The following is a 13,152-nucleotide window of genomic DNA, read 5'->3' on the forward strand; positions in this document are numbered from 1 at the left end:
CGAAGGTAACCGCCTTCTTGCCCCCGGAGCGCCCCTCCTGTTCCCATGGTCGTGGGGTGATGGTGCATGAACGGACTGCGCGTCATACCGACCTGGCGGCATGGCCAGGAGCGGCTCTACGTATGTCTCACGGACGGCAGGAACATCGCCTGGTACGACCGTGAGGCGGCCAGGATCAACCTGATCGGCGAGAACCGCCGAGAGGACGTCCTGGAGGCCCTCGGCCCCTTCATCACGGGCCCGGTCACGGTCGGCCCGCCCCCGGTCCCCACACCCGCGGAGCTGGCCCGGCTCTCCCTCCACCCGGACGACGACCTGGCCCCCAACCGCCCCGGCGAGGCCCTCCTGATCGACCTGGACCGCGACCCGGGCACCCCCCACCGCCTCCGAGCCGACCCGCGCCGCCGCGCCCTGGCGGCCGAGCAGGCCGTCGGAGTGGCCCTGGACCGCCTCGACGGCGCCGGCTGGCACACGCTGCACTCCCTGCCCCTCCCCGGCGGCGACCGCGTCCACCACCTGGCCATCGGCCCGGCCGGCCTGTTCGCGGTCCACGCGCTGTACGCCCGTAAGCAACGGGTCCGGATCTCCGACCCCCTGGTCGGCCTGGGCCGCCGGGACCCGCAGCCCCTGCTGCGCCGGGTACGCGCCGACGCCGACCGGGCGTCCTACGCCCTGACGGCCGAGGTCCGTCCGGTACTGGCCCTGGTCGGCCCGACCGGCGTCTCCGTCACCGTCCCGCCGCGCGAGGTCCGCGTCCTGACCGACACGGAGCTTCCCGACCTGACCCGTCTCGGCGGCGTACTGAAGCCCGCCGACGTGGAGGCCCTGCACGCGATGGCCCGTGACCGGGGGACGTGGGCGAGGGTGTGAACCGGCGTCGCGAGAGGAGCCGGTGCTCGCTTCTCGGCCCGTCAGGCGGTTGAGGACGAGGCCCGTTCAGGGCCGAAGCGGGGGTCCGGGGGCGGCAGCCCTCAGGGACGGGACGGGAAGGGGCGGCGGGGGCGAGGGAAAGCCGAGCAGGCCCGAGGGCCCCCTCACGGCACCGCCCCCGCCCGCCCCGCATCGAGCAGCGGCGCCAGCAGATCCCCGAAGTCCTGAAGCCGCGGAGCGATGTCGGTGGCCGCGAACGTGAGCGTCCCGACGGACCGGCACTCCTCGACCTCCTCCCAGGTGACCGGCGCCGACACGGTCGGCTCGGCCCGCGCCCGCAAGGTGTACGGCGTCGCGGTCGTCTTCCGCGCCGCGTTCTGACTCCAGTCCACGAACACCTTCCCCGGCCGCAGACTCCGCGTCATCCGATGCAGAACCAGTCGGGGCATCGCCCGCTCAGCCTCCACGGCCAGCTGCTTCGCGTACTCCGTGACCCGTTCGGAGGAGGCCCCCCGCACCGCCGCCAGCAGGTGCAGCCCCTTCGACCCGGACGTCTTCGGCAACGCCTCGATCCCGTCCGCCGCGAGCCGCTCCCGCAGCCACACCGCGACCTCGCAGCACTCGACGACGGTCGCGGGCGTGCCGGGATCGAGGTCGAGGACGAGCCGGTCGGCGGTCTCCGGATCCTGGATCACCCACTGGGGCGTGTGGAACTCCGTGACGAGGTTCGCCGCCCAGACCAGACTCGCCAGATCCTGTACGACCACCATCCGGGCGGGCCCCTCCGACCGGGGCACCTCGGCGGTGGTGACCCATTCGGGCGTCCCCGGCGGCACGTTCTTGGCGAAGAAGATCTGCCCGTCGGGCCCGTCCGGGTAGCGCAGGAAGGACAACGGCCGGTCGCGCAGATGGGGGAGCAGGGCGTCGGCGACGGTCGCGTAGTAGTGCAGCACCTCGCCCTTGGTGAAGCCGGTCGCCGGATACAGCACCTTCTGCAGATTGCTGAGCGCGAGCCGTCTCCCCTCCACCTCAGTGATCGGCGTCATACGATGAGAATCACATGAAACCATCACATAAGGCTCATTCAGGAGGGTGCTGCACGTGAGATCCATTTGGAACGGCGCCATCTCCTTCGGTCTCGTCAGCATCCCGATCAAGCTGGTGAACGCCACCGAGAGCCACTCGATCTCCTTCCGCCAGATCCACACGGAGGACGGCGGCCGCATCCGCTACCGCAAGGTCTGCGAGCTGGAGGACCGCGAGGTGAGCTCGGCGGAGATCGGCAAGGGGTACGAGGACGCGGACGGCACGATCATCCCGATCACCGACGAGGACCTGTCCCATCTGCCGCTCCCGACCGCCAAGACCATCGAGATCGTGGCCTTCGTGCCGGCCGACCGGATCGACCCGCTCCAGATGGACGCCGCCTACTACCTCCAGGCGGGCGGTGCCCCGGCGGCGAAGCCGTACACGTTGCTCCGGGAGGCCCTGAAGCGCAGCCACAAGGTGGCGATCGCGAAGTACGCCCTGCGCGGCCGCGAGCGGCTCGGGATGCTCCGCGTGGTCGGCGAGGCGATCGCCATGCACGGTCTGCTCTGGCCGGACGAGGTCCGCGCACCGGAGGGCGTGGCCCCGGACACCTCGGTCACCGTCCGCGACAAGGAACTCGACCTCGCGGACGCCCTGATGGACACCCTCGGCGAGGTCGACCTGGAGGACCTGCACGACGAGTACCGCGAGGCGGTGGAGGAGGTGGTGGCGGCGAAGGCGGCCGGCGAGACACCCCCCGAGGCCCCGTCCGCGCCGTCCAGCGGCAAGGTGCTGGACCTGATGGCGGCCCTGGAGAAGAGCGTGCGGGCGGCGAAGCAGTCGCGCGGCGAGGAACCGGAGAAGGCCGCTTCGGAGACGGAGGCGGAGGAGGAGGAGGAGGGGGAGGAGACGGAGTCCGGGGCCGAGGTCAGACACCTTTCGCAGCGCAGGTCGGCCCGTACGGCGCCCAAGGGGACGGGCGGCAAGAAGTCGACCTCGACGGCGACGGCGAAAAAGAGCACGGCGGCACCGAGGAAGTCGACGTCGAAGACGGCGAGGTCGACGCAGCCGGCGAAGAAGGCGACGGCGTCGAAGAGCACGGCGGCAACGAAGAGCACGGCCAAGAAGGCCGCCGCGAAGAAGACGACGGCCAAGGGGACGACGGCGAAGGGGACGACGAAGAAGTCGGCTGCGAAGAAGACGACGACGGCCCGCAAGCGCACGGCCTGACCCCGCCCGCAATCCACCCCCGCCGTCAACCCCCTCCCACCTCAGACCCTCCCACCTCGACCCCTCCCACCTCGACCCCTCCCACCTTCACCACCTCCGCTGCACTCGCCTCACTCGCCTCGCCGACCTCACGCCCTCACCTGCGTGCCTCCCTTTCCGCGGAGGATCGTTCGAGTCGGACAGCCTCGTCCGGCACCCCTCGACCCCGGCGTGCCCGCCCCGACCGCCGTGCTCGCCCTGCCTCCTGGTCCTCGGCGCCACCGTCGTTGCCGTCCGCGTCGCTCCCGTCGGTTCCGCCGTCCCCGTCGTCCCGGCGGGGGAAGGCCGCGCACAGCGTGACCACGCCCAGTGCCAGCCCCGCGGCCGGCCACACCGGGAACCCGCCGCCGTACGCGAACCCGTGCCCCGCGAAATACGTCAGCGCCCAGACGCTCACGCCGAGCCCGGCCCACATCCGCCAGGCCGCCGCCCCCCGGATCCCCGCGCCGGGCCGCACGCGCACCTCCACGGAGGCCAGCGCCCGCTCCACTGGCCGCAACGCCCGCAACACCCCCACCAGGACGCCTCCCAGCACCAGCAGCCACGGCACCCGCAATGCCCACCAACCCGCCGAGCCGTATCGGGGTTCGGGGGCGAGTCCGGTCAGGTAGAAGGCGGCGGCGACGACCAGCACAGGCAGCATGTGCCAGAGGTAGAGCGCCATACTGCCCGCCCCCAGCACCCGTACCGCCCGCCGCACCCGGGCCCGCTCCAGCACCCGTCGCACGACCGGTGCGACCAGCAGCGCCACCCCGACCTGAGCCAGGCTCCACGCCAGCATGGCCGCCGACGGGGGATTGGTGTTGCTCAGTTCCTCCCCGGTCACCAGGATCAGACTGACGGGAAACGGCCCGGGCCCGACGAGCAGGGCGAACCCCGCCCCGCCGCCCACCGCCATGGCCACCGCCCGTCCCCGCGCCCGCGGCGCCGTTTCCCCGTCGCCGCCCAGCAGCCCGTCCCGCCAGCAGAGGCCGAGCTGGTAGACGACACCCCACACGAGCAGGTAGTTGAGTGCCCCGATCGCCTCGACGGCCGGGCCGCGCGAGGACGCGTCGCCCGCCGCCACGAGCATGCCGACACCGAGCCCCACCACGCCCATGCCCACAGGGACGCGCAGGCCCCACCGTTCGCGAAGGGAGTACAGCACCGGCGTCAGGGCGCTGAGCAGCAGGTACACCGGCAGGAACCAGAACTGCATGGCCATCGCCCACCCCACCAGCGCGAGGGTGGCGCGGTCCACGCCGAGCGCGGAGCACACCCCGACGGCGAGCAGCACGAGGCCGCTGTACACGGCCGTGGGCAGCAGCAGCCGCACGGCGCGCTGCCCCACCCATCCCGCGGCGCTCCCGCCGGCGGCCCGCGCCCGCGCCCAGGAGCCTCCGGCGGCGTGTCCACCGGCGAGGAAGAACAACGGCATGATCTGGAAGCCCAGGGTCAGCCACTGTGTCCAGGGCACGGTCGCCAGCAGCTCCGGGGCGGTGATCTCGCCGTCCGGATGCCGGATCAGCCCGGTGATCAGCCAATGGCCCAGCACGACGAGCAGGATCGCCCACGCCCGCAGGAAGTCGACATACCGGTCTCGGCTCATACGTCGCATGCTGCCTGCCCCCCAACTCCCCGGCGGCAACTAGTCCTTGTCGCAACCAAGCCGTACCCGGGACGACACCGGTCGGCCCGTCGGCACCCGGGTGCGGCCGGGGTGCCGGACGGCGTGCGCATGCTGACGATCGGCGCCTCGGGTGTCGGTGGCCGGGGCCCACCGACCATGCCCGGAGGCCCTGAGTCCAAGAGCATCGACTACGCGCCAGGCATCTTGACGCTCCGCATGTTACCGGTAACATCGTTGTCCGTCGGAGCACCAACCGCACGCCCACGCAGAGGTGGGCCGTCCGCCCCCTGGAGTCCGCGTGACCGACCACCCCACGGCGCAGCGCGCCCCGGCCGGCTCACCCACGCCGGACTCCACCTACGGCACGACCGACGTCACCGGCACCGCGCCCGTCCCTGTTTCCGCCCCCGTCTTCAGCACGTCCGCCGTGGTCGCCTCCTGCGTCGGCTTCATGCTCATCGGCGCTCTCCAGGCGTTCTACGGCCCCGCGATCCCGGCCCTGCGCGCGGAGTTCGGGCTCTCGCCCTCCGTCGCGGGGCTCGGGCTCAGCGCGCACTTCGTCGGCGGGGTCGCGGGAGTCCTCCTCTTCGACCGGCTGTACGGCCGTACCGGCAACCGGCGGATCCTGGCCGCCTCGTATCTGCTGATGGCCGTCGGCTCGGCAGGCTTCGCGATCGCGCCGAACTGGCCCCTCGCCCTCACCACCGCGCTCCTGGCGGGGTTCGGCTTCGGCGGTATCGACTACGGCCTCAACCAACTCTTCGCGGTCGGCTTCGGCCACCGTTCCACCGCGATGCTCAACATCCTCAACGCCCACTTCGGCATCGGCGCGATCCTCGGCCCGGTCCTGATCGGGGTGGTGGGCGCCGAGCACTACCCCGTCGTCTTCCTGGTCTTCGCGCTCGCCAACCTGCCTCTGCTGTTCTGTCTGCGCGGCGTACGCGACAGCCCGCCACGGCCGCCGCAGACCCCGCGGCACCCCGCGTCCACCGGGGCGTCGACGCCGGCCGACCGCGCCCTGCGGTCCGTCCTCGCCGTCTTCGTCACCCTCTACGTGCTGCACGTCGGCATCGAGGCGGGTGTCGGCGGCTGGGAGCCCACGCACCTGGAGACCGTCGGGCACGGCGCCGGCGTCGCGGCCACCGCAACCTCGGTGTACTGGCTGATGATGACCGTCGGCCGGTTCCTGGCCGCCCCGATCGCGCTGCGCTTCTCCGCCCAGACCATCATCACGGTCTCCTGCGCGGGCATGACCGGCTGCCTTCTGCTCGCGGCCGTACCTGACCTGGCGCCCTTCGCCTACGCGGGGGTGGGCCTCTTCATCGCGCCGATCTTCCCCACCGGACTGCCCTGGCTGCACCGGGCCGCCCCGCACGCCCGCCGGGCCGGCGCGGTCGTCATCGCCGCGTCCATGATGGGCGGCGTCGCGGCGGGCCCGGCGCTCGGCAAGGTCATCGAGTGGTCCGGTGTCCGAGCGGTCCCGCTCCTTCTCGCCGCGGTCTCCGCCGTCTGCCTCGCGGCCACCCTCTGGCTGACCCGAGCGACCCACCCGAAGCCCGCGCAGTGACCGCCCCGCCGCTCCCGGCCGCCACGCGGCGCCGATGGCCCGGGGCGATGCGGCCGCCCCCGTCGCCGCCCGCGGGCATCCCGAGGCACACCGACGCACCCGCACAGCCGCGCACCCGCACGTCCGCCCCGACGAGCAGGCACTCCGAAGCACAAGCACGAGACCGTGCACGAGCACGAGCACAAGACCGAGCACGAGAACACGCACGAGACCGCGCACGAAACCGAGCACGAGAACGCACCCGCACGTCCGTTTCGACGAAGGGACCCGCATGCCAGCCCTGACCACGACCTCCGACGGTTTCCTCCTCGACGGCGAACCGTTCCGCATCCTCTCCGGCGCTCTGCACTACTTCCGCGTCCACCCCGACCAGTGGACCGACCGGCTGCGCAAGGCCCGCCTCATGGGCCTGAACACCGTCGAGACGTACATCCCGTGGAACTTCCACCAGCCCGAACCCGGCACCCTCGTCCTCGACGGACTCCTCGATCTGCCCCGCTTCCTGCGGCTGGCCGCAGCGGAGGGCCTGCACGTCCTCCTCCGCCCCGGCCCCTTCATCTGCGCCGAGTGGGACGGCGGCGGTCTGCCGCACTGGCTCACCACCGACCCCGACATCCGCCTGCGCACCAGCGACCCCCGCTTCACGGACGTCGTCGACCGCTACCTGGACCTCCTCCTCCCACCGCTCCTGCCGCACATGGCGGCGTCGGGCGGCCCGGTCATCGCCGTACAGGTGGAGAACGAGTACGGCGCCTACGGCGACGACATCGCCTACCTCGAACACCTCGAGCACTCGCTCCGCTCACGCGGCGTCGAGGAGCTCCTCTTCACCTGCGACCAGACCGACGGCGATCACCTCAAGAACGGCGCGCTGCCCGGTGTCCTCGCCACCGGCACGTTCGGCAGCCGGGTGGACCAGTCCCTCCGGCGGCTCCGCGAGGCACAGCCCGAAGGCCCCCTGATGTGCGGGGAGTTCTGGATCGGCTGGTTCGACCACTGGGGCGGCCCGCACCACGGAAGGGACGCCGAGGACGCCGCCGCCGACCTCGACCGGCTCCTGTCGGCGGGCGCCTCCGTCAACATCTACATGTTCCACGGCGGCACCAACTTCGGTTACACCAACGGCGCCAACCACCACCACGCCTACGTGCCCACGGTCACCTCCTACGACTACGACGCCCCGCTCACCGAGAGCGGCGACCCCGGCCCGAAGTACCACGCCTTCCGTGAGGTCATCGCCCGCCACGCCCCGGTCCCGGACGAGCCGGTGCCCGCCCCGTCGCCCAAACTCCCCCCGACCACCGTCCGGTTGACCCACCGCGCCCCGCTCCTCCCCCTCGCCGACCGCCCCGTGCACGCCACGGACCCCCGCTCCGCCGACGCGCTGAACCAACGCTCCGGGTACACCCTGTACCGGACCACCGTCCCCACCCCCGGGGCGGGCCTCCTGCACTTCGCCGGCGGAGTGGGGGACCGCGCCCAGGTCTTCCTGGACGGCGCCCCCGCGGGCGTCCTCGAACGCGAGCGCTACGACGAGACCCTGCCCGTCCACGTCCCCCGCCCCGACGCCGTACTCGAGGTGCTCGTGGAGAACATGGGCCGGGTCAACTACGGCCCCCGCATCGGCGTCCCCAAGGGTCTGCTGGGCCCGGTCACGCTCGACGGCACACCCCTGCGCGGCTGGGACTCCCACGCACTGCCCCTGGACGACGTACCGGCCACCGCTGTATTCACCCCGGCCGAGAACCCCACCTCCGCCGAACCCGCCCTGCACCGCGGCACGTTCGAGGTGCGGACCCCCGCCGACACCTTCCTCGCCCTCCCCGGCTGGACGAAGGGCCAGGCCTGGGTCAACGGCTTCCACCTCGGCCGCTACTGGAGCCGCGGCCCGCAGCGCACCCTCTACGTCCCGGCCCCCGCCCTGCGTCCCGGCGTCAACGAGCTGGTCGTCCTCGAACTGCACGGCACCACCACCCTGGACGCCCACCTCACCGACACCCCCGACCTCGGCCCGGAGCCGTCCTGATGCGGCACCGGGTGAGCATTCCGCCCCCCTCCGGGCCCCCGCTCCGAGGCCACCTCCCCTTCACCGACGCCCCCACCGCCCCCGACCCCGTCGAGGTGACCAGCCGCTGGCTGACCCGGGGCGGCCGCCCCTGGTTCCCGGTCTCGGGGGAGTTCCACTACTCCCGGTACCCGGCCCGGGAGTGGGAGGAGGAACTGCTGAAGATGAAGGCGGGCGGGGTCACGGCCGTCGCCTCGTACGTCATCTGGATCCACCACGAGGAGACCGAGGGCCGTGTCCGCTTCGACGCCGACCGCGACCTGCGCCGCTTCGCCCGGCTCTGCGCCCGCCACGGCCTGGACTTCATTCCCCGCATCGGCCCCTGGTCGCACGCGGAGGTCCGCAACGGCGGCCTCCCCGACTGGGTACTCGCCCGCACCGCGGCCCCCCGCACCGACGACCCGGCGTACCTGACCGCCGTCCGCCCCTGGTGGGAGGCGATCGCGTCGCAACTGGACGGCCTGGACCGCGCGCACGGCGGCCCGATCGTCGCGATCCAGATCGAGAACGAGCTCTACGACCGGCCCGGCCACCTCCGCACGCTGAAGCGCATGGCCCAGGAGGCCGGCCTCAGCGCCCCCCTCTGGACCTCGACGGCATGGGGAGGAGTCCACCTCCCCGACGACGAACTGCTCCCCCTCTACGGCGGCTACCCCGAGGCCTTCTGGACCGAGGCCGACGGCGGCTGGCCCGACACCTGCCGCAAGCACTTCTTCTTCACCCACCAGCGCGACGACGAGGGCATCGGCGCCGACCTGCGCCCGACGACCGTACGCGGCACGGATCCCGACACCTACGCGGACAAGTTCCCCTGGGCCACCTGCGAGTTGGGCGGCGGCATGGCCGTCGCCTACCACCGCCGTCCGCGGGTCGACGCCGGCGACATCGGCGCCCTCGGCCTGACGAAGATCGGCTGCGGCTCGGTCTGGCAGGGCTACTACATGTTCCACGGCGGCACCAACCCGGCGGGGGAGCGGACGACCCTCCAGGAGTCCCACGCCACCGCCTACCCCAACGACCTCCCGGTCCTGACGTACGACTTCCAGGCCCCCCTCGGCGAATACGGCCAGTACCGCCCCTCGTACGACGAACTCCGCCTTCAGCACCTGCTGTTGGCGGACTTCGGCGAGGTGATCGCCCCCATGCGGTCGGTACTGCCGGACGGCCGTCCGCGCGGCCAGCACGACCGCGACACCCTGCGCTGGGCGGTCCGCGGCGACGGACGCGCCTCGGGCTTCCTCTTCGTCACCAACCACCAGCCGCACGAGCCACTCCCGGACCACCCGGACACCAGCTTCACGATCGGCTTCCCCGAGGCTCCGCCCCTCACCCTCCCCAGCACCCCCGTCACCGTCCCCACGGGCGCCTACTTCTGCTGGCCGCTGCGCCTGGACGTGGGTGGCCTGCGTCTGGACTGGGCCACCGCACAGCCGGTCTGCACGGTCGTGGACGACGACGGCCGTACGGTCCTGGTCCTGGCGGCGACGGACGGCATCGCGCCCGAACTCGCCCTGGAAGCACGGACGGTGAGGTCCGTCGCCACCCCGTCCGGTACGGACGTCTCGGCCGTGACCGACGGCGACCGCATCCTGATCACCGGCCTGCGCCCCGGCACGGACGCCCTGGTCGAGACGGAGACACCGGCCGGCGACCGGGTCGCCCTCCTGGTGCTCGACGCGGCCACCGCCCGCACCGCCTACCGGGGCGAGGCCTGGGGCGCGCAGCGGCTCGTCCTGTGCCCCGACGGCGTGGTCTTCGACGCGACGAACGGCGAGGTACGCATCCACCCCCGCCCCTCGGACGACGCGGACGGGGTGGACGGGGTGGACGGCGCGCAGGGGGAGGACGGCGAGGGACCCCGTACCCCCGCCCCGACGGTCTCCCTCTCCGTCCTCCCGGCCCCGCATCGTCCGCCGACGACACCCGGTGCCACCGTGAAGGAGAGCCAGGACGGCGCCCTGACCCGCTACACACTCGTCCCCGACGAGGACGCGCCCACCGTCCCCGCCCCCATCCTCACCGCGCTCCGCCCGGCGGGCCCGGCACCGACCCCGGAGACGGGTGTGCTGGGCCGGGCGAGCGCCCCCGCCGACGAGCACTACGACACGAAGGCGGCCGTCTACCGCGTCGACGTCCCGGCGACCCGCGCCGGCACCCCGACCCCGCCCGGATCCGACCTGCTGCGCCTGCACTGGACCGGCGACGTGGCCCGCGCCCATGTGGGGGACACACTGGTCGCCGACCAGTTCTTCACGGGCCGCCCGTGGGACATCGCGCTCGACCGACTCCCGCCCGGAGAGCCGCTCACCCTGCGAATCCTGCCGCTCGCCGCCGACGCGGCGGTCCACCTTCCCGTCACCCCGCCGGCCGGTATCGCCGAGCTACGGCACGCCGAGCGGATCACGACCCGCACCTGGCGGCTCGGCACGACCTGACCCGCGCTTCGTCGTCCGCCCGGCCTATCCTGTGGGTCCGCCGGGCGGCCCAGCGCGACTGGCCCCGGACCAGTCCCGAGGAAGAAGCCCCCACCATGACCCGAAGCGCCGCCGACGGCCCGGCCGGCCCGGCGTCCAGGGGACGCAGCAGACGCAACTTCGCGGGCTCACGTCCGGTCATGGACGACGTCGCGAAACTGGCCGGAGTCTCCAAGCAGACGGTCTCCAGGGTGCTCAACGACCACCCGGCCGTCCGCGCCGAGACCCGGGAGGTGGTCCGGGCGGCCATGCGCACCCTCGGCTACCGCCCCAGCAGCAGCGCCCGCTCACTGGCCAGCGGCCGCACCCGCATGCTCGGCGTGATCTCCTTCGACGCGGCCCGCTACGGTCCTGCCTCGACCCTGACCGCGATCAACACGGCGGCGCAGGAGGCCGGTTACCTGGTGAGCTCGATCGCGCTGGACACCGCGGACCGGGACACGGTGGTACGGGCCGCGGACCGGCTGTCGGCGGAGGGCGCGGACGGCGTGATCGCGATCGCCCCCCAGGTCCGGGTGGCCCGCGCGCTCGCCGAGGCCCACCTCGACACACCGCTGGTCGTCATGGACAACGACCTGGGTGACGGCACCCCCATGGTCACCTCGGACGCCCGCACCGGCGCCCGCAAGGCCACGCGGCACCTCCTCTCGCTCGGCCACCCCACGGTCCACCACCTGGCGGGCCCGGCGGGCTGGACCTCGGCGGACCGCCGGGCGGAGAGCTGGCGCGCCACCCTCGAGGCGGCCGGAGCCGAGGTGCACAGCCCTCTCTTCGGCGACTGGAGCGCCGACTCGGGCTACGACCTGGGCCGCGAACTGGCGAAGGCCCCGTCCGTCACCGCGATCTTCGTGTCGAACGACCAGATGGCCCTCGGCGTTCTGCGCGCCCTGTACGAGGCGGGCCGCCGGGTCCCGGAGGACGTCAGCGTCGTCGGCTACGACGACATCCCCGAGGCCGCCCACTTCCTGCCCCCGCTGACCACGATCCGTACGGACTTCACGGACATCGGCACGATCTCCCTCCGCATCCTGCTGAACCGCATCGACAGCCCGTCGACCCCCGGAAGCCCGCTCACGATCGTCCCCGTCGACCTGTGCGTCCGCCACAGCACCGCCGGCCCGCGGCAACCGTGATCACAGGGCTGACCGGGTCCCATCGCCAGGGCCCCGCAAGGCCGCGGCATGGAGATGTTCCAGGGCGTCCAGCACGACGGTGTTCCAGTGCCAGGCCAGCCACCGGCCGACATCGCTTCCGGTCTGCCGGAGCGCGGCCAGCTCGGCCTGGGTGAAACCGGTCAGCGGCCGCTCGTGATGGGAGGACACCATTCCCAGCGGGACGCCCAGCCGGTTCACCAGCGGAACACTGTGCGCGGCCCGACTGCCGGTCTGGAGGATGGCGTGGCGGGAGGCCTCGTCGAACACCGGCGCCGACTCCACGTCCCGCACGGTGACCTGCCGACGCTGACCGGCCGCCTGCGAGCAGGAGGTGGTCGGGGAGTCGACGAAGGCGAAGAAGTCGCTGAAGTACCTGTTCAGACCGGTGTGCCGGGCCAGCCGCAGCCGGCCTCGCTCGCTCAGCTGGACGTTGCCCATAGGGGTCTGGGTGATCGACAGCACCCGTTGCAGGGTCGCCGCGATGACAGCGCCCTGGCTGGTGCCGTTGCCGCGCTCCACCGGGAGCCCGGGAAGCGCGGGCGGGCCGCGCCGCACCCGGCCGGGGAACCACAGCTCGGCGTCGGCGTCGGGCGCCGGTGTGCGTACGACGGCGTCGGCGAGTGTGGAGAGCTTGATGTTGAACTGCTGGGAGGCGTTCTTCATCAGCGCGAACGCCTCATCGGTGGAGCCGAGACCGTAGCGGTCGAGCAGCACCCCTTCGGCACGGGCGACCCCGGCGCGGCCGTACAGCCGGTTGCGCAGATCGAGATCGTCCTGCCGCCACCGCGATCCGCTTCCGTGTCGGGCCCCGGAAGCGGACACATCGGCCGCCGAGCCTCCTTCGGCAGGGTGGCGGGACAGCTGGCTCATACGAAGGGCTCCAATCCGGGGTGAGTCCGAGCGACGGACGACAGTGAACCCGGCGGGCGCTCCCCGGCCGGCCGGGGGCGTACCTCTTACCAAGCACTGCCAACGCCTAACCGGAAGCGTGCCGAGTAAACCCACCGGCTTCCGTGTCACAGCGGATGTGGGGCGGTGCGCGGGCCGGGCGGCGCGGTGAGCGCATAGGTGGCGACCAGCCCGGACACACCGAGTACGCAGTCCAGAGGCAACAC

The 13,152-nt window shown here is 72.8% G+C and carries 9 protein-coding genes; 6 read left to right on the forward strand and 3 right to left on the reverse strand.

What is annotated here, in order from left to right; translation table 11 throughout:
• Positions 1–66 precede the first annotated feature (66 nt).
• Positions 67–870 (forward strand): nuclease-related domain-containing protein, encoded by an 804-nt coding sequence (locus tag OG736_RS29485; RefSeq protein ID WP_327185078.1) that lies wholly within the window; start codon positions 67–69, stop codon positions 868–870.
• Between the two features lie 164 nt (positions 871–1,034).
• Here the strand turns inward: OG736_RS29485 and ligD are convergent, their stop codons facing one another.
• Positions 1,035–1,916, reverse strand: coding sequence for a non-homologous end-joining DNA ligase (ligD, locus tag OG736_RS29490; RefSeq protein ID WP_327185079.1), 882 nt, complete (start codon positions 1,914–1,916; stop codon positions 1,035–1,037).
• Positions 1,917–1,971: 55 nt separating this feature from the next.
• Between ligD and ku the strand changes: the two genes are divergently transcribed.
• Positions 1,972–3,129: a non-homologous end joining protein Ku gene (ku, locus tag OG736_RS29495; RefSeq protein WP_442817090.1), complete on the forward strand. Its 1,158-nt coding sequence runs from the start codon at positions 1,972–1,974 to the stop codon at positions 3,127–3,129.
• 136 nt (positions 3,130–3,265) lie between these two features.
• Here ku and OG736_RS29500 read toward each other — a convergent pair whose 3' ends face one another.
• Positions 3,266–4,756 carry an acyltransferase family protein gene (locus OG736_RS29500; protein WP_327185081.1) on the reverse strand — a complete coding sequence of 497 codons (1,491 nt, stop codon included), beginning with the start codon at positions 4,754–4,756 and terminating at the stop codon, positions 3,266–3,268.
• Positions 4,757–5,228: 472 nt separating this feature from the next.
• Here OG736_RS29500 and OG736_RS29505 point away from each other — a divergent pair, with 472 nt between their 5' ends.
• The 4 genes from OG736_RS29505 (at position 5,229) to OG736_RS29520 (ending at position 12,016) form a co-directional block, all read left to right on the forward strand.
• Positions 5,229–6,344, forward strand: coding sequence for an MFS transporter (locus OG736_RS29505; protein ID WP_327187745.1), 1,116 nt, complete (start codon positions 5,229–5,231; stop codon positions 6,342–6,344).
• A gap of 271 nt (positions 6,345–6,615) precedes the next feature.
• A complete protein-coding gene (locus OG736_RS29510; RefSeq protein WP_327185082.1) occupies positions 6,616–8,370 on the forward strand; it encodes a glycoside hydrolase family 35 protein in 1,755 nt (584 codons plus the stop codon).
• Positions 8,370–10,844: a beta-galactosidase gene (locus tag OG736_RS29515; RefSeq protein WP_327185083.1), complete on the forward strand. Its 2,475-nt coding sequence runs from the start codon at positions 8,370–8,372 to the stop codon at positions 10,842–10,844. The genes OG736_RS29510 and OG736_RS29515 overlap by 1 nt, the downstream gene beginning before the upstream one ends.
• Positions 10,845–10,939: 95 nt before the next feature.
• Positions 10,940–12,016, forward strand: a complete 1,077-nt coding sequence (locus OG736_RS29520; RefSeq protein WP_327185084.1) for a LacI family DNA-binding transcriptional regulator — start codon at positions 10,940–10,942, stop codon at positions 12,014–12,016.
• Here OG736_RS29520 and OG736_RS29525 read toward each other — a convergent pair whose 3' ends face one another.
• Positions 12,017–12,907 carry an ANTAR domain-containing protein gene (locus OG736_RS29525; RefSeq protein ID WP_327185085.1) on the reverse strand — a complete coding sequence of 297 codons (891 nt, stop codon included), beginning with the start codon at positions 12,905–12,907 and terminating at the stop codon, positions 12,017–12,019.
• Positions 12,908–13,152 lie beyond the last annotated feature (245 nt).

The organism is Streptomyces sp. NBC_01334 (assembly GCF_035983595.1).
Lineage (GTDB): Bacteria > Actinomycetota > Actinomycetes > Streptomycetales > Streptomycetaceae > Streptomyces > Streptomyces coriariae.